This window comes from Alloalcanivorax venustensis, assembly GCF_047495515.1.
Lineage (GTDB): Bacteria > Pseudomonadota > Gammaproteobacteria > Pseudomonadales > Alcanivoracaceae > Alloalcanivorax > Alloalcanivorax venustensis.
The window spans coordinates 1520079-1537412 of sequence record NZ_CP179934.1 but is presented as its reverse complement, the minus strand read 5'-3'; the positions used below and the strand labels follow the sequence as shown (position 1 = coordinate 1537412).

12 protein-coding genes are annotated in these 17334 nt (G+C 63.8%); 7 read left to right on the top strand and 5 right to left on the bottom strand.

The window, feature by feature from the left end; all coding sequences use genetic code 11:
* Positions 1-13: 13 nt before the first annotated feature.
* Complete coding sequence (locus ACMG4O_RS07365) at positions 14-415, top strand: NINE protein (protein WP_142948573.1); 402 nt, start codon at positions 14-16, stop codon at positions 413-415.
* 103 nt (positions 416-518) lie between these two features.
* On the opposite strand, the gene ACMG4O_RS07360 is transcribed toward ACMG4O_RS07365, so the two are convergent.
* Positions 519-902, bottom strand: a complete 384-nt coding sequence (locus tag ACMG4O_RS07360; protein WP_067610125.1) for a DoxX family protein — start codon at positions 900-902, stop codon at positions 519-521.
* Between the two features lie 221 nt (positions 903-1123).
* Here ACMG4O_RS07360 and ACMG4O_RS07355 point away from each other — a divergent pair, with 221 nt between their 5' ends.
* From ACMG4O_RS07355 to ACMG4O_RS07330, 6 genes are read left to right on the top strand one after another with little or no spacing between them, the layout of a single operon-like run.
* Positions 1124-1696: a TetR/AcrR family transcriptional regulator gene (locus ACMG4O_RS07355; protein ID WP_142948571.1), complete on the top strand. Its 573-nt coding sequence runs from the start codon at positions 1124-1126 to the stop codon at positions 1694-1696.
* 36 nt (positions 1697-1732) lie between these two features.
* On the top strand, positions 1733-2167 hold the full coding sequence (locus ACMG4O_RS07350) for a PaaI family thioesterase (RefSeq protein ID WP_067604838.1): 435 nt from the start codon (positions 1733-1735) through the stop codon (positions 2165-2167).
* 5 nt (positions 2168-2172) lie between these two features.
* Positions 2173-3573: an MATE family efflux transporter gene (locus ACMG4O_RS07345; RefSeq protein ID WP_414434773.1), complete on the top strand. Its 1401-nt coding sequence runs from the start codon at positions 2173-2175 to the stop codon at positions 3571-3573.
* Positions 3570-4703: a thiolase family protein gene (locus ACMG4O_RS07340; RefSeq protein WP_414434772.1), complete on the top strand. Its 1134-nt coding sequence runs from the start codon at positions 3570-3572 to the stop codon at positions 4701-4703. The genes ACMG4O_RS07345 and ACMG4O_RS07340 overlap by 4 nt, the downstream gene beginning before the upstream one ends.
* Positions 4704-5981, top strand: a complete 1278-nt coding sequence (locus ACMG4O_RS07335; RefSeq protein ID WP_142948569.1) for an MFS transporter — start codon at positions 4704-4706, stop codon at positions 5979-5981. It begins immediately after the preceding gene.
* Between the two features lie 37 nt (positions 5982-6018).
* The gene (locus tag ACMG4O_RS07330) at positions 6019-6798 is read left to right on the top strand and encodes a crotonase/enoyl-CoA hydratase family protein (RefSeq protein WP_142948568.1); all 780 of its coding nucleotides are present in this window, start codon (positions 6019-6021) and stop codon (positions 6796-6798) included.
* 20 nt (positions 6799-6818) lie between these two features.
* Here ACMG4O_RS07330 and ACMG4O_RS07325 read toward each other — a convergent pair whose 3' ends face one another.
* From ACMG4O_RS07325 to ACMG4O_RS07310, 4 genes are all read right to left on the bottom strand, one after another.
* Positions 6819-7253 carry a DUF3617 family protein gene (locus ACMG4O_RS07325; protein WP_228547993.1) on the bottom strand — a complete coding sequence of 145 codons (435 nt, stop codon included), beginning with the start codon at positions 7251-7253 and terminating at the stop codon, positions 6819-6821.
* Between the two features lie 128 nt (positions 7254-7381).
* Positions 7382-7792, bottom strand: coding sequence for a hypothetical protein (locus ACMG4O_RS07320; RefSeq protein ID WP_142948566.1), 411 nt, complete (start codon positions 7790-7792; stop codon positions 7382-7384).
* Entirely contained in the window at positions 7789-10938 is a 3150-nt protein-coding gene (locus ACMG4O_RS07315) for a transglutaminase domain-containing protein (RefSeq protein WP_414434771.1), read from the bottom strand. Before ACMG4O_RS07315 ends, ACMG4O_RS07320 begins: the two co-directional genes overlap by 4 nt.
* Positions 10935-17165, bottom strand: a complete 6231-nt coding sequence (locus ACMG4O_RS07310) for a carboxypeptidase regulatory-like domain-containing protein (protein ID WP_414434770.1) — start codon at positions 17163-17165, stop codon at positions 10935-10937. The genes ACMG4O_RS07315 and ACMG4O_RS07310 overlap by 4 nt, the downstream gene beginning before the upstream one ends.
* Positions 17166-17334 lie beyond the last annotated feature (169 nt).

The window sequence follows — 17334 nt, the reverse complement described above, 5'->3', positions numbered from 1 at the left end:
GGAGAGGTTTTTCATGTATCGGGATACGCACAGCAAGATCATCGGCTATCTGCTCTGGATCTTCGGCTTCATGGGCGCCCACCGTTTCTACTACGGACGGCAGATCACCGGCACCATCTGGTTCTTCACCCTGGGCCTGTTTTTTATCGGCTGGATCATCGACCTGTTTCTGATTCCCGGCATGGATGAGTCCGCGGACATCCGCTACCGCTCCGGGCCCACGGACTACAACATCACCTGGATTTTGCTGACGTTTCTCGGCGTGTTCGGCCTGCACCGGTTCTACATGGGCAAATGGATCACCGGCATCATCTACCTGCTGACGGTGGGTCTGTTCGGGCTGGGGATTCTCTATGACTATTGGACCCTGAACGGGCAGATCAGCAGCAAGAACATGATGCACGGGTCGCTTTAAAGGGGGTATGCAGGCCGGCGGGATTCCACGCGTCTCTGGAATCCCGCCGGGTGGCTCTTGCCACCCTTTCGCGGGCGAGGCCCGCTCCCATAATTTTTTTCTTTCAGTTTTTCATGGCGTATTTGCCGGAGCCGAGGAAGAACAGCGCCACCGCGTTGAACAGATAGAACGCCTGCAGCTCGATCGCCCAACCGCCGGTTTTGCTGAGCGCGAACAGTTCGTTCATGTGCGCCATCAGCAGCGCCACCAGCATGTTGCCCACGATCAATACCGCGCCGATCCGGGTGTAATAGCCGATGATGATCATCACCGGGGCGATCACTTCACCGATAAACACCCCATAGGCGAGAAAACCCGGCAGCCCATAACCCTGCAACGAACCGGAAATCCAGCCCACGCCGCTTTCCAGCTTGGCGATGCCGTGCAGCAACAACAGCAGCCCCAGGGTCAGGCGCAGAATCAATTTGCCCAAATCGGCGTTTTGCATATTCCCTCCTCGCTTTTAGAAGTCATCGTTATTGCCACCTATTGAACGGTTTTGCCGGAGAAAAGAAAAGCAGCCGGCCCACACTTTCGCTATTCATGCACAGTCCGGTCTCAGTCCGTCGGCGCACTTTTCTTCACGCGGCCTATTTACATGATGGTCATCATCATTATATAAATGACACCCATCATCAAAAAGCGACCGCCAAGCGCAAGAGGTCCAGCATGAGAGTCAGCAAGGAACAGGCCGCCGCCAACCGTGAGCAGATTGTCCACCAGGCCGCCCGTTTGTTTCGCGAACGGGGCTTCGACGGCATCGGCGTGGCCGAACTGATGAAGAATGCCGGCCTGACCCACGGCGGCTTCTACGGCCATTTCGACTCCAAGGAACAGCTGATGGCGGAAGCCTGCGAGTACGCCATCGGCGTCACCGGGCGACGCTGGCGACGGCTGGTCAGCGACAGCGACGGGCCGTCCATGGACACCCTGGCCCGCCGCTACCTGTCCAAACGCCACCGCGACGCCCCCGGGGATGGCTGCGTGCTGGCCGCCCTGGCCGGCGATGCCGCGCGACAAAGCCCGCCGGTGCGCGCCGCCTTCACCGGCAGCGTAAAGCGCTTTATCGACCTGCTCGGCAATGCCCTTCCCACCCGCGCCAAAGCCGCCCGCCGGCAGAAGGCGGTGGCCGCCTGCGCCGCCATGGTGGGTGCGCTGGTGCTGTCCCGGGCGGTGGACGACCCGGCGCTTTCCGAAGAATTCCTAGACGCCGTGGCCGCACAGCTGCCCGGCACGCACTAACCCCGGATTTTTTAACTCGAACATTGGAGTAAAACCATGAGCGAAGCCGCACTGAACGGCCTGGAAACCCTGCAAATGCTGATGCGGGAGAAGCGTAACCCGGCCATCGGCGACACCCTGGATTTCACCCTGGTGGAAGTGGAAAAAGGCCGCGCCGTGTTCGAAGGCACGCCCTCGGAGAAAGTCTATAACCCGATCGGCTCGGTGCACGGCGGCTACGCCGCCGCCCTGCTGGATTCCGCCTGCGGCTGCGCGGTGCACGCCAGCCTGGACGCCGACCAGGCCTATACCACGGCGGAACTGAAAGTGGCCTACCACCGGGGCATGACCAAGGACACCGGCCCGGTCCGCGCCGAAGGCACGGTGATCACCCTGGGCCGCCGCCTCGGCTTCGCCGAAGCCCGCCTCACCGACCGCAATGGCAAGCTCTACGCCAGCGCCACCTCCACCCTGTTGATCATGCAGCGGTGACCACCGTGAACCAGGCCGCCACCCTGAGCCCGCCGCGCGCCCTGCCGAATGCGCGCACCCGGATGATTCTGGAGGCGCCGGTGCTGCCCACCCTGCTGGCGCTGGCGGCCCCCAACCTGGTGGTGATGCTGGCCCAGGCACTGGCCAATTTCCTGGAAAGTTACTACGTCGGCCTGCTGGGCGTGGACGCCCTGGCCGGCGCCGCCCTGGTGTTTCCGCTGGTGATGCTAATGATGATGATGTCCGCCGGCGGCATCGGCGGCGGCATCTCCTCGGCGGTGGCGCGCTCGCTGGGCGCCGGCGACCAGGACAAGGCCGACGCCCTCGCCCTGCACGCGGTGGTCATCGTCGGCGTCTTCGGATTGGTGTGCTCCGCCATCGTTATCGGCCTGGCTGCTCCCATCTATGCCCTGCTGGGCGGCGAAGGGGCGGCGCTGGGCGCGGCGGTGGCCTATTCCAACGCGCTGTTCTCCGGCGTGGTATTCCTGTGGCTGATGAACGGCCTGTCGGCGGTACTGCGCGGCGCCGGCAATATGCGTCTGCCGGCGCTGGTCATGGTGGGCGGCGTGCCGTTGCTGCTGGTGCTCTCGCCGGTGCTGATTTTCGGCTTCGGCCCGGTGCCGGCACTGGGTATCACCGGCGCCGGTCTGGCGCTGGCCGGTTATTACCTGATCGCCACGGTGATTCTCGCGGCCACGCTGATCCGTGGGCGCGGCGGCGTGCGGCTGAGTTTGCACCATTCTCTGCGGCGCGCCCTGTTCGGCGAGATCCTCGGCGTCGGTCTGTGGTCGTCGTTGAACACCGTGCTGTCGAATCTGTGCGTGGTGGTGGCCACTTTCTTTGTGGCACGCACCAGCATGGAAGCGCTGGCCGGTTTCGGCCTGGGCATACGCATCGAGTATCTGCAGATTCCCATCGTGTTCGGTTTCGGCACCGCCCTGGTGGCAATGGTGGGCATGAACCTGGGCGCCGGCCAATTCCAGCGCGCCCGGCGCATCGCCTGGACCGGCGCGGCGGTGGCGGCCATCACCACCGAAACCGTGGGCGTGGCGGCGGCGCTGTTCCCGCACGCCTGGCTGGGCCTGTTCACCGACGACCCGGAGGCGATCGCCACCGGTGCCTTATACCTGCGCATCGTCGCCCCGGCCTATGCGTTTCTGGGCGTGGGCCTGGCGCTGTATTTCGCTTCCCAAGGCGCCGGCCGCATGGGCTGGCCGCTGTTCGCCAGCGTCGTGCGGCTGACGGTGCTGGCCCTCGGTTGCACACTGGTGGCCGGCTGGCTGCCAGGCAACCTGGCCGCGCTGTGCGCGGTGATGGTGGCCGCCCTGGTGGCGCTGGCGTTGTTCAATGGTTTGCCCTGGTTGCGACAGGCGCCGGGCGCACCGCAAACAGGAGAGACACCATGAAAGCTGTCATCGCGGGCTATGCCCGATCCCCGTTTCACTTCGCCAACAAGGGCCTGCTCGCCGGGGTGCGCCCGGACGATCTCGCCAGCCAGGTGGTCAAGGCGCTGCTCGCCCACACCGATCTGGACCCGGCGCTGCTCGAAGACGTGATTCTCGGCTGCGCCTACCCGGAGGCGTCCCAGGGCAATAACTTGGCACGCATCGTCGGCCTGCTCAGCGGCCTGCCCCAGGACGTGGGCGGCATGACCGTGAACCGCTTCTGCGGCTCGTCCATGTCGGCGATACATATCGCCGCCGCCAACATCGAGGCCGGCCTGGGCGACGCCTTTCTGTGCGTGGGCGTGGAATCCATGACCCAGGTCCCGCAGGGCGGCTTTAATTTCTCACCCAACCCCTGGCTCCAGGAATACACCGACGCCTATGTGTCCATGGGCCGCACCGCCGAGAACGTGGCGGAACGCTACGGCATCCCCCGCGGTGAACAGGAGCAAATGGCGCTGGAATCCCACCATAAGGCCGCCGACGCCCGGGAGCAGGGGCGCCTGCGCGACGAGATCGTGCGCATCCAGACCGGTACCGGCGAGTGGGTCACCGAGGACGGCTGCATCCGGCCCAACACCTCCCTGGAAGCCTTGGCCAAGCTGCCGCCGGCGTTCGATGAAAACGGCGTGGTCACCGCCGGCACCTCGTCGCCGCTCACCGACGGCGCCTCCGCCGTACTGGTCACCAGCGACGACTTCGCCGCCCGCCACAACCTGACGCCGAGCGCGCGCATCCGCGCCGTGGCCAGCGCCGGCTGCGACCCGGCGGTGATGGGCCTGGGCCCGATTCCCGCCACCCGCAAAGCCCTGGCGCGGGCCGGCCTGAACGCCGACGACCTGGGCGTGGTGGAGATCAACGAGGCGTTCGCCTCCCAGGCGCTGGCCTGCATCGGCGACCTGCACCTGGACCCGGCCACCGTCAACCTGGACGGCGGCGGCATGGCCATCGGCCACCCGCTGGGCGCCACCGGCGCGCGCATCACCGGCAAGGCGGCGGCGCTGCTGCAACGGGAAAAGGTGAAGTACGCCCTCGCCACCCAGTGCATCGGCGGCGGCCAGGGCGTGGCCACCATTCTGGAAGCGCTGTAAATGCGACGCTGGCACTACGCCTGGGTGATCGCCGGCGTCACCTTCCTGACCATGCTTTCCGCCTCGGCGGCGCTGGGTTTGCCGGGGGCGTTTCTGCGCCCCCTGGGGGAAGAGTTCGGCTGGAACACGGAGCAGATTTCCACCGCGCTGGCGATCCGCTTCGTGCTGTTCGGGCTGATGGGGCCGTTCTCGGCCCTGTTTATAGAACGCTTCGGGCTGCGCCCGATTATGGCCGGGGCGCTGCTGTCCGTGGCCGGCGGGCTGGGCCTGTCCACGCAAATGAGCGAAGTCTGGCATCTGATTCTGCTGTGGGGCGTGCTGCTGGGCCTGGGCTCCGGGCTGATCGCCCTGGTGCTGGGCGCGGTGGTCGCCAACCGCTGGTTCGAGCAGCGGCGCGGCCTGGTGCTGGGCATGCTCACCGCCAGCGTCGCCACCGGCCAGTTGTTGTTCCTGCCCCTGGCCACCTGGCTGATCGAGGTGGTGGGCTGGCGCTGGGCGCTGATGCCGGTGGTGCTGTGCTGCCTGCTGGTGGCGGCGCTGGTATGGCTGCTGGTGCGCGACCATCCCCGCGACCTGGGCCTGCGCCCCTTCGGCGCCCATGCCGACACCTCGGTGGAAGCGCCGCCCGCCGCCGGCGTCGCGCCGATGTCTTTCCTGGAGCCGCTGCGGCTGCTGCGCGGCGCGCTTAAGAACCGGGTGTTCTGGGTGCTGTTCGGCACCTTCTTTATCTGCGGGCTGAGCACCAACGGCCTGATCCAGACCCACTTCATCGCCCTGTGCGGCGACTTCGGCATGGCGCCGCTGCCCGCCGCCTCGGTGCTGGCGATGATGGGCGCCTTCGACCTGGTGGGCACCATCCTCTCCGGCTGGCTGTCCGACCGCTTCGACTGCCGCAAACTGCTGTTCTGGTATTACGGCCTGCGCGGCCTGAGCCTGTTCTGGCTGCCCTACTCCGACTTCACCCTGTACGGGCTGGGCCTGTTCGCCATGTTCTACGGCCTCGACTGGATCGCCACCGTGCCGCCCACCATCAAGCTGGCCGGCCAGGCGTTCGGCCCGCAAAAAGCCGGCATGCTGTTCGGCTGGATCTTCGCCGGCCACCAGCTCGGCGGCGCCGTGGCGGCCTACGGCGCGGGCCTGTCGCGCACCCTGCTGCTCACCTACACCCCCGCGCTGTTCGCCGCCGGCGCCGCCTGCGTGCTCGCCGCCCTGGCGGTGTTCCTGATCCGCAAATCGGAAACCTCGCCGCCCCCGGCGTACACCAAGGGCGCCGGATAGGCGATACTGCGGCGGAGCCCAGAAACAGGAGAACCTTGTGTCCGCTTCCCCGATCCTTGTCGAAACCGACGGCCCGGTCCGCACGATCATTATTAACCGGCCGGACAAGCGTAACGCCGTGGACCGCCCCACCGCCGACGCCCTGCGCGACGCCTTTCAGGCGTTCGAGGACGACGACACCGTCAGCGTGGCGGTGCTCGCCGGCGCCGGCGGCAACTTCTGCGCCGGCGCCGACCTGGCCGCCCTGGGCGACCCGCAACGCCGCAACGAAGTCGAACCGAAAGGCACCGGCCCCGGCCCCATGGGCCCGTCGCGCATGTTGCTCAGCAAACCGGTGATCGCCGCGGTCTCCGGCTACGCCGTGGCCGGCGGCCTGGAGCTGGCGCTGTTCTGTGACCTGCGGGTGGCGGAGGCCTCCGCCGTGTTCGGCGTGTTCTGCCGACGCTGGGGCGTACCGCTGATCGACGGCGGCACCGTACGCCTGCCGCGTATCGTCGGCCAGGGCCACGCTATGGACATGATCCTCACCGGCCGCCCGGTGCACGCCGACGAAGCCCTGCGCATGGGCCTCGCCAACCGCGTGGTCGACGACGGCGAAGGCCTGGAAAGCGCCCAGGCCCTGGCCCACAGCATCGCCGGCTTCCCACAACGCTGCCTGCGCGCCGACCGGCTCTCCGCCTACCAGCAATGGGACCAGCCCCTGGCGGACGCGCTGGCCCGCGAAGGCGCCGGCGGCTACCCGATCGTCTTCGAAGAAGCCATCGCCGGCGCCGAACGCTTCGCCAAAGGCGCCGGCCGCCACGGCGAGTTCGAATAAAACCCCGAAGCAGCCGACACTCAGCAGTCGCCGATGCGCTTGCCGCTCAGCTCCATGCGCATGTTCATCGGCCCCATGGGGCTCTTCATATCACCCGTCATGGTGCCCTCCATGGTGTCGCCCTGGAGCTTGAGGTCCGCCGACATCGTATAGGGCGAACCGTCCGGCCCCGGACAGCTCAGCGTATAACGCAACCGTGACCGGCTCTGCTCCAGCTCGGACACCTCACAGTCCTTCAGCTCATCACCGCCGAACAGGTCCGGATCGGTCACGTCTTCCTGGCGCACGCAGTCCTTGTTCTTCATGGTCCGGGCCGGCATCGCCTGGCCACCGGCGCTCATCGTCATGGTGGTCTCATATTCCCACTGGCCAGGGTTAATGTTGGGCGTTTCCGCCGAAACCAGTGCAGGCGCAGTGATCAGCAGGGCCACGACACAAGCCTTTGAAATCGACATCCTCATGGTTGTTCTCCTTTCGGTATATCATGTAATCAATCGTAGGTCCGCCGAACGTCGCATAGTATCCCCCGAACGAGGCAGCCCACGTGCGGAAAACGTCTGTCCCACACGGCTCCAATGGCCCTTCATGACAATAAAAATATAAATGGAGTCACGATATAGCCGAAAATGGCAGCTCCCAAAAAGAACCAAAATGTCCTCTGGTCCTGCCTTAGATAGCTGATATTCGCACTGACCGGGCAAACGAATACACGATCTGGCATTTCCGCTTCCTCCGCCTTTTCTTTTGATGAAAAGGGACGTCCTCCAAAAAGAAAATACGTATTACCTTCGTATTTTTCACCTTGATGAAAATAGTGGTATTTAACAGTAACAATCCAAACCCTACGATCACCAACCTTCACCTCGTTTACTAATTTTTCAGTGTCTTTACTTGGAACCCTGGGCCAGAATCTAGCCCAGCACATAGTCATAAAAATCACGAGAGAGAGTGAAGAAATGGCCGCCAAAAAAAAAGCGATTATTTCGTATATCACGCATAACCTCTGAAAAATCTAATATGATTAGACGAAAAATACCTACTATTAAAGTTAATAAGAAGCACTGTTATGATAGCAGCAAAGACTAGGCCCGCGATCGCAGCAGCAACAGGCCCTCCAATAACACTAAACGCAGCCGCCGTCACAATGGATGTTGACGCATAAGCAAACATCGCGGTTGAAATACGACCAATCTTGCTAGAAATACTTAACGAATCATCCCCCAGCGCGCCCAAAGTCTCGACAAAAAGGGATATCACTCCGAGTATAGAAACGTATCTTGCTTGCCTAGCCAAAGTCCTTAGTCTTTCTGAGAAAACTGGCTGGCCAGTTTTTCCACTCATAGTAATCCCCCCTAAGAAACCCAACAGAGCAGCTATGATTACAGATAGGAATCCGCCGTTCTCGCCGCCGGCGATAAGGTAGCCGCCGGCGCCGGTTTTGGGGTCGATGACCATGTAGCCGGCGGAGGGACGGCCGTGGAAGTTGATGGTGTCCTCGTGGGCGGTGACTTCCTTGCCGGTGCGGACGGCGTTGCGGATGTCTGCTTCCACGGAGCTGCTCAGGTTGAGGGCGGCCATGGCCTGACTCAGGTTGCTCTGGGTGATGGTCCATATTTTCTGGCCTTCCGCCGCGGCCAGCTGTAGGGCTTTTACGGCGCTGATGCCGTGGGCCGGGTTGTCGTCGGTGCTGTACATCTCTTCCGGCACCAAGTGCTCCATGGCGGACATGCGGGCGCCATTGGCGCGGTTCACGGCGACCCAGCGGTCGCGGTTATTGTCCTTGTCGACGCGGATGCTGCTCATATGGTCCACATCCATGGTCAGGCCGCTGGCTTTTACGTCGCGGGGCATGCCGAACCAGTATTGCGGTTGCAGGCTGGTTTTGAAAAGGCCGTAGCTGGGCGCTCTGTAGCCGACGCTGTTGGCTTGCCGTTCGCCGATCTGGTCCTGCATGTCGTTGAGTGCGAAGTAGCCGAGGATGGTGCTGTAAAGCATGTCACCCACCAGTTGTTGCTTGGTGAGGCCGGCGTAGTCCTCGGCATCCAGCTTGGCCCGGGTGGCTTCCAGGCTGGTTTCGAGATCGTCCGCGGCCTGGGCGCTGATGCCTTGCAGGTCCAGGGCGAGCGCGCGGTATTCACCGGCGACCGGGTTGTTTTCCGAGGTGTCCCAGCCCCGGCCCGGTTGCCAGTAGCCCATCTCGGAGATCAGGCCGGAGCCCATGGTAACTTCCACGTCCGGGTTGACGACGATGTCTTCGTCGACGGCGAACTCGGCTTTCAGGTTGATCAGGTAGCCGGGCAGGGTCTCCGGAAGTTCACCCGGGTCCAGGTCGCCGTTTTCATCCGGTTGCGGCAAATAGCCGGCCAGGGTGTCTTCGTCCTCCTGCGTGGCCGGGGAGAACGATACGGAGAGCTTTCTGCCGGCGAGCCCCACGGTGGGCTCCTCAATAGTGAACAGCTCGGTGCCTTTGTAGCCGTTGGCGTCGGTGTGCAGTTGGTACTTGAACTTCCAGCGCAGTGAATCCGAGAGTTCCGGCGTGGTCAGTTGGCGAGTGATCCGCTGGTAGGGCAGTGAAGGGGCCAGTTGTTCGTGAATCACTTCCTTGATGCCTTTGCTCCCCAATACTTCACCTACGGTGGCGTCCGGGGCCTGGCTGTCGATGTAGGCTTCCACTTCCGCGCGATAGTCTTCGAGGCTGTCTTCAATGGCGCCGCCGGGCACGCCCTGCACCCAGCCTTCTTCTTCGTTGATGGTGCTTTGCTGTTCGATGGTGTCGGCCAGCGCTTGTGCATCGAAAGGCACCTCCTGGTCCAGCGCCATGCCGTCACCGTAGTCGTACTGCTTGAAGCTGGCATCCATTGGGATCCAGCTATCGCCCTGGCGATGGTCCGCGCCACGGCTCGGGTGGAAGTCCACCCAGGCTTCCACCCAGACATGCTCCAAGCGGAAGCTGTCGACACGGCCGCCACGGGTCATGGCTGTATTCGGGATGCCGCCCTGGCCGAGCAGGTTGCCGGCCGCGCCGGGAGCACGGACGCCACCCACCCAGTTCATTACCTGGTCCGCGGGTATTTCCACGGTGCCCATGGCGTAGCGCGCCGGTATTTCAGAGGCACGCAGCAGCGCAATCAGAAGGCTGGCGGTGTCGAAAGCGTTACCGCGACGGCTTTCCAAGGTGTATTCGGCACCCTGGATGGAGCCGTAGCTGGGAACGAACTCGATGTTATTGCGCACCCACTGGTAGATCGCCACGGGCTCGTGATTCAGCTCTTCCGCCAGCGCTTCGATGGCCGGCGTGATATCCGCGTCCAGGGTGCTCGCCAGATGCTCCTCGTCGGGGGCCACCGCGCTTTCCAACAGGATGCCGTCCATGGACGCCGATGAACTGGCGACCTGGGTCCCCATATCGAAAAGGGGCAGCCCGGTTCTGCGGCTTAACTCGGAAGCGCTGTTCGCGGGGGCGCGGGTCTGGTCCGGGTCCGGGGTTCGCCAGGGGAGCTTGTTCGGGTCGAAGGGGTCACGGGGCTTCTCCATGCGGAACGGCTCCAGGAAACCGACCAGCTCCGCGGCGGCGTCGCTCTGGGCGGCGAGTGACGCTGAGCCGGTTACCGACCGCAGTTGCTCCTGCAAACGTTGATAACGCTGGCGATAGTCCGCCACTGCGCGCTCATGCCGGTCGCGAATTCGAGCACTGGCGTTGGTTTTCTCCAGCCGGGCCCCGGTTTCTTCAAAACCGGCCAACGCTTGCTGGTGCATCACCTTCGCTTTTTCCTGCAGCCAGACAAGGCGCTCCGTAGCCAGCGCTTCGTCGCCAAGCCCCAGCGCCCGGGCAGCGCGTGCCATGATTCCGGAGTTCTCGCCGAGTCGCTCGTTGATAGTCTGTTGTTGCTCACGCGCCTGGTCACGAATGCCGCGCAAGACCTGATCGAAGGTTTGATGCCGGGCTTCCCAGCGGGCCTGTTCCTGCTGCTCCTTATGGCGCTCGGTTTCGATGGCGATCGCCCAGGACGGCCAGATCACGGCGTTAAGTAGCAGAATAGTGGTTGCCAGGGCCACGGTGCGGCACAGCGCACCGGCGCGACGAATCTGTTCCATGATGGTCTCCCCCAGAGAAGGTCCTTTTCCGTATGTGGTTTTCATGGGCGAATCCCCCGAATCGCCCGGTCGAGCTCAAGCCGCAGCGCACTGGCCTCCGAATGGTGTGACGCCGCCAGTGACGAGGTGGCTTTCAGTGCGAAGCGCAGCGCCTTATCCCGCTTTCCGTGGTGCAACGCATGCTTGGCGGCGCCCAGTTCCATCAGCGCCTTCTTCAAAGCGATGTCCCAGGGCCTCTGCCAGTACGCGGTACCAACGTCTCGATAGACCTGCACAAGGCTGGCCTCACTGTCGTCCAACGACAGGGTGAGCTGCTCTGAAGCCGTCACCGAGTTGCCGGATGCATCTTGGCCTTCAAAGACGGCTTCAACCTGGACATGTTCATCATCCTTGCCGGAGCCGATCCAGGCTCGCAGGACACGGCTTTCCCCGGCGGCCAGGTCGAAGTGCCATTGGTTATCGCTACCCATGGCGGGCACGGCGTCCAACAACTCAGCGCCGTTGTCCCAGGCCAGGCTGACGGTCATAGCCAGGGCCGCGCCGGTGTTCTCAACCGTCAGACGCACCGGCAACGGCTCACCGGCCACAGGTTCTTGGATTGACGGCGCGGTGTGGGCGAGGGCCTGCTCCATCAATGCGGTCATGGCGCCGGGTTCATCGCCGGTGGGGTCGGAGGCAGTCATTTCCGCGAGCCAGTCAAAGGCCAGGAACACCGTGCGCCCTTCCCCGTATTCATTGAGCGTGACCGCTGGGGTGTTGGGATCCGGATGCGGCCAACCGTGGTGATGACCGCCGTGACGTCCTTTGTGATGCGATGACGACTTGAAGTAACCGGCCAGATCCGCCCCGCGCAGACGGGTCGCCGGCACCTGGCGCTGCAAAAGCAGTGGCAGCTCACCGGCCTGGGCCAGAGCGCTGTCCAACAAGGTGATGGTGTGGGGGCGATGCGGCTTATGGCCCGGCCCGTGACCGGACTTCAGGCCCAGGGCCGTGGTCAGAAGCAGCGGGTGCGGCCGGTCGCCGGAAGCCTGGATGACGCCCTCGCCGCGGTTTGCCGCTTCGCGCAGGTACTTGGCGTCCCAGTGATTCAGCGGCACACGATCGGCGAGCAGTAGATACTGGTGGTGCTGACCGGCATGGAGCTGCCGCCGGAACGCCTTTGATGAATCCACCAGGGTATGTGCGCGGCTTGCCAGGAAGGTGTCCAGACGGGCGCGCTGCTCGGCGAGCGCGGGTTGCTCCAGCTTATTGTCGCGCTGATCGTTCCTGGCGCGTTCCTCCAGCGAGACGTCCACCACCTGGAAATCGCCCAGGTTATCGCCGGGCTCCGGTGGTTTGCCGCAATGAAACTTCCGCTTTCCGGTGGTCAGAGTGTTCCGGAACCAGAGGAAGCGCGGGTAATCCACCATCACCTCAAGGCTGTGCTTGCTCTCGAATCGTTCCACCAGGTCCTCACCCTCGATTCGCACCTCAACGCCCTCGGCATCGAGATCGCTGATCGTCAGATCAAGGCGGCGCTCGCCGTCGTTATCCATCTCGCCGTCGAAGAAGCGCGGGGTGGCGGTTTCCAGGTCCCGAATCAGGAACGGACTTTCCAGCGCCTTGGCGTTAACCGTATCCAGCGGCCGGACCGGCTGTTCGAAATCCGCCTTCAGAGTGATACCGGTGACGGCTTCACAGGTGGAACGAACCGGATCCGCCAGCACCAGCAGTCGTGGTGCATCGGAGGCGTATAAACCGGTCTCGATCGACAGCGGCTTCTCCTTAATCTGGAACAACGCCTGATCCAGTTCCCGGACCTCGCCGTCCAGGCTTACGCTCAATGCACAGGCATGCCGGGTCAGGGTTCGTCCCGCGGTACTGAACGAATCCGTGAAGGTCAGAGGTTCATCGCCACTCAGGGTGACCGAGGCGCTTTCAGTAGCCAGGGTTTCACGGTTGTCCACATCAAGTCGGGTGCGCGTGACCGTCACGGTGCGGAGATCGGCGCCTTCGGGGAACGAGACACGGTAGCGGCAGGTCTGGCTGTCGCCCTGATACACCCACTCTTGCGCCAGGGTGACTTCGCCGGACACGGCAGCCAACGGGTCCCTGACCACATCAAACGTCGCCTGATCCCGCGCCAGCGTTTCCCCATCGGCGTTAAGCAGAGTCCCGGCTACGCTGTGGGTGCCGGGTTGCGTGTTATCCAGCGACACCGCGTCGCTGAACGGCAGCACCTGCGCCACGGCCAGGCTACTTACCGGTCGCTCCTCGTTGAGAAGCACGGCACCATCAGGGCCGCTGACCACAAGCCGATAGCGGGCATTCTGGATCAGGGTGCTGGCGCTGGTATTTTCGAGCAGACTCTCCAGAGCGGCGGTCTCGTCCAGCCGGTAGGACGCCCGCTCGGCACCCACGCGCACATCAGCCACCGGCACGGGTGAGTCACCGCCCTCCCGGATCACCAGGTCCGCGCTGTCGGTATCAAGCGTGCGGCCATCGGCCGCGTAAAGAACAGCCACCGCGCGGTAAGGGCCGGCCACGGTAACGCCGGTGTTCCATTGATCGACCACCCGTTGCGCCTCGCCGGCGGCGAGCTCGGCGACCCCTTGTTCCGGGAAGCCGATCACGCGGACGCCGTCGCTGTCCTCGATATGCAAGGCCACCTGGTAGCCCGCCGGCAGCGCTCCGCTGTTGGTGACCAAAGCGTCCAGCTCCAGCTGCTCGCCCGGCGCCAGGGTGTGGCTCGACAACATAAGCGAGACCTCGCCGAGGCGCGCGGACACGGTCTCGGAGGCGGTATTGTTGCCGGTGTTGCACTCGGAGACCTCTCCGCTGATTTGCGCGCGGACCTGTACCTCGTCATCGGACAACAGGGTCGCGTCGATATCCTCCAACACCACCGTCTGACGGGTACCGGATTCCAGGCCGCCGGTATACTCAACGTCACCGATCACCTGCCCTGCCGATGGATCGCCGTTGTAGAATGTCAACGTGACCGTTTCGGAGATATCCGCCGAGCCGGCGTTGCCCAACACGGCACTGAGGCTGACGGTTTGCCCGTTACCGTTGTCGAGGAGGGTCAGCGCACCCACCGTAAGGTCGGCGATGCGCGTCTCTCTGGAAATCTTGCCGGCGATGCCTTCCATGTACTCTTCATAGCCATCCACCGTGAGGACGAAACCACGCTCGCCGCCCGCGGGCTGGGGGAAGACAATAGTGTTCAGCAGATTTTCGTTCGCACCAGACCCCACGCCGATTGCGTTTAGCACACTAATACCAGCCTGGCGGGCACGCTCGGAGGCAGCCACCGCACGGGACTGGTTGGATTGCCCGTCCGTGGAGACATCAATCACACGCAATGGGGCCGCCGGGCTCGCGTTGGTAATCAGGTCCGAAGCACGATCGATACAGCTGTGGATGCTGGTCCCGCCGCCGCGCTTGTTGATCGCGCGGATCGCATCGCCCACTTCGGCGACGTTGTCTTCTTCAACAATGACCGGATCCAATTCCACGTAGGCGCCGCTGGCGAACTGCGTCACCGACACCCGCACACTGCCATCCCGGGGCACAATATCCGCGTCTTCGATGGCCCGCGCGGTGCCCTCGAGTTGCAGCTGGAACTCCGAACGGCTAACGCTGCCGGAGGAATCCATGCACAGCCCCAGGTCCAGATAGGGCTTTTGATTGTTCACGCACTCGCCGGCGGTGCTTTCCAGGTTATTGCTTTCGGAAAGTTCGGTGATCGATTGCTCTGAATCCAGCATCACCGAAATCGGCGCGTCCCTGAACGGCAGATCCCCCTCGATGGCCAGTTCCAGGTCCAGGGCGGTGTCCACTTCCACCGCTTCGGCGACAACCAGGCTGCCCAGTACGGGCTCGTTATCGACACCCCAGACGCCGTCGCCATCCAGATCACTGAACGCGATCACTTCGAACGGTTGGGTAAGATCGCTGTTACCCCGGTTAATCAGCGTGACGCCCAGCGTACCGCCGGCGGCGAAGGTGGCTTGATTCGAGGTCAGCGCGGCGGTATCCAGGCCCTGTACGGCAAGATCCGGAAGCAGCGCATCGACGCCGGGATGACGCATGCGGATTTCACCCAGATCAAGCGTGCCGCCGGTGGTCATCACCAGTGGGAACGCCTTGTCCTGATAGTCATCCAGGGAGAAGCGGATTTCATAATCCGCGAGCAGCAGTCCCGGCACCTCGAACGCACCGTCCTGGCCGGTGAGCCCTTCGCCGTTCACTGTGGCACTCCCCGGCGGCCCGACCTGCACCAGCACGCCTTGAAGCGGATCACCGGTGCGCACGTCCACCACACGGCCGGTCACGCTGTTCACCGCTTCGTCCCGAGGCGTGATGGCCACTTCACCCAGATCATTGATGAAGCCGGCCTCCACCGCACCGGATCCGGTCAGTGGCAGGTAGCCATCCATGCTGACTTCCAAACTCACGTCACCGCTCGGCAGCCCTGCAAGCTGGAAGCCACCGTCCTGGTCGGTCAGGCTTTCTTCCTGATAGCTGTCGCCTTCCACCAGCACCCGGGCGCCTTCGATGCCGCGCCCGGTGATGGCGTCCACCACCGTGCCGGTAAAGCCGCCGGGCTGTTCGCCGCCGGGGGCGCCTTCCTCGACGAGGCGCGGAGAAAAAGTGATGTCGGCGCCCGGTGAGGCCTGCGCCACGCCGGACGCCGGCTGAAAGCCACCGGCGCTGACCGTCACCGTCAGTTCGCCGTCGTTCAGTTCGTCCAGCTGATAGAAGCCGTCGGCGCCGGTGGTGGCGCTTTTGCTCTCGTTACCGACCTGAGCCGTTACCATCGCCCCGGCGACAGGCTCACCGCCCTCTTGCGCGGTCACCGTACCGGACAGGGTCACATCACCGTCTGGCTGGGGATCCAGAGCCGGGGAAAAAATCAGTGTCTGGCCGGCCACCACCTCGGCCTGGCCCTGGGCCTGCCCGTAACCCGGCGCCGAGGCGGACACCGCAACGCTTCCGGCGGCGACCTCGTCCAGCAAATAGCGTCCATCCGCGCCGGTAATCACCGACGTGCCACCGGCCAGAGCAATGGTTGCCCCGGACAGCGGCGCGCCACTGCGGCGGTCGGTAACCTGCCCGCGTATCAGCCCGGTGGTCACCGGCTCGCCGGTGTCCGGGTCGGTGGCACGCACATCCAGTCGGATCTCGCCAAGGTCACGCTTGTCACCGGTCTCCAACACGGTGTTAAGAATCAGCGTGCGATAGCCGGAACGGGATATTTCTACGCGGTAATGGCCGCGCTGAAGATCGGTAAAACGAAAGGCGCCCGCCTGGTCGCTGCGCGCGTCGATGTCCTGTGGACCTTGCAAGGCGATCAGCGCATCGGGCAAGGGCTGGCCGCTGTCCGCGTCGACAATCGTGCCGTTCAGCACCGTGAGATCGGCCGGCGGTTGCGCCGACAAGGCCAGCGCCCGAAGCGCCAGAGCCGTGATGTAGGTGTCACTCTCAAAGTCGCCGGCGGGGTTCTGCCGGCTCGTCAGTTCCGCCACCCAGTCATCGTAAGGGGACCGGTCCACCGCTTCGTTCAGTAGCGGAATCAGTACTAGGGCCAGGCTCTCCGTGTCGGTCACGGCGCCGTTGGCCAGACGGTTGCTTAAGAACCCACGCGCCTCGGAAAGCGCGCCGGCGATATTGAAGTCACGCCGGAACTCCCACAGCGATTGCATTACCAGGGCACTGGTCTGGACCTGGGAGCTTTCCCCGTCCAGGCCCCAGCCACCGTCTTCGTTCTGGCTATCAAGCAGAAAACCGATGGCCTGGGCCGCCGGCTCACCGGTGATGTTGTACTGCCGCAGCGCGGCGAGAGCGAACGCCGTGCTAAGCGGATCGGGCTGGTAGCCCGGGAAGGCACCGAACCCGGAACGCTCGCCCTTGCGGCGCAGCAGTCGATCACGAAGGTCGCCATCGACACCGTTGGCAGCGAGCCCCATGAACAAACGCCGCGCCAGATTTTCCGTGCTGGCGTCCGCTTCCGCGGTTTGCAGATAGGCCGGAAGGCCATCGATTAGCGCACCGCCGGACCATTCCGCCGCGCGCCACAGTGCCACCGCCTCCGAGGTGGCCTGAAAACCGATAGCCAGGCTGGCGTCTCCGGCCATGCCGCCATTGTCGGTGACCTGACTGGCCAGCCAGCTGCGGCCTTCCGCCAGACCAGCGTGCGCCGGTGATGACGTTGCTACCGTCATCAGGACGGCAAAAAGAAAAAACACAACACGAAACCGGAAGCCAGGTCCGGCAAAAGGCGTCTCCATGCCCTACCCCCAAATTGCTATTCCTTGCGCTTTTGATCCCCCACGGACCGAGAGCGGCAAACCTAGAGCCGCCAAAACTAGCAAAGCTAACCAACAAGATGCATAAGAGATCGCTTACACCGGCTGTAAGAAATCAGCCAGTCGGCAACGAAGTGTGAACTCGGTTCCA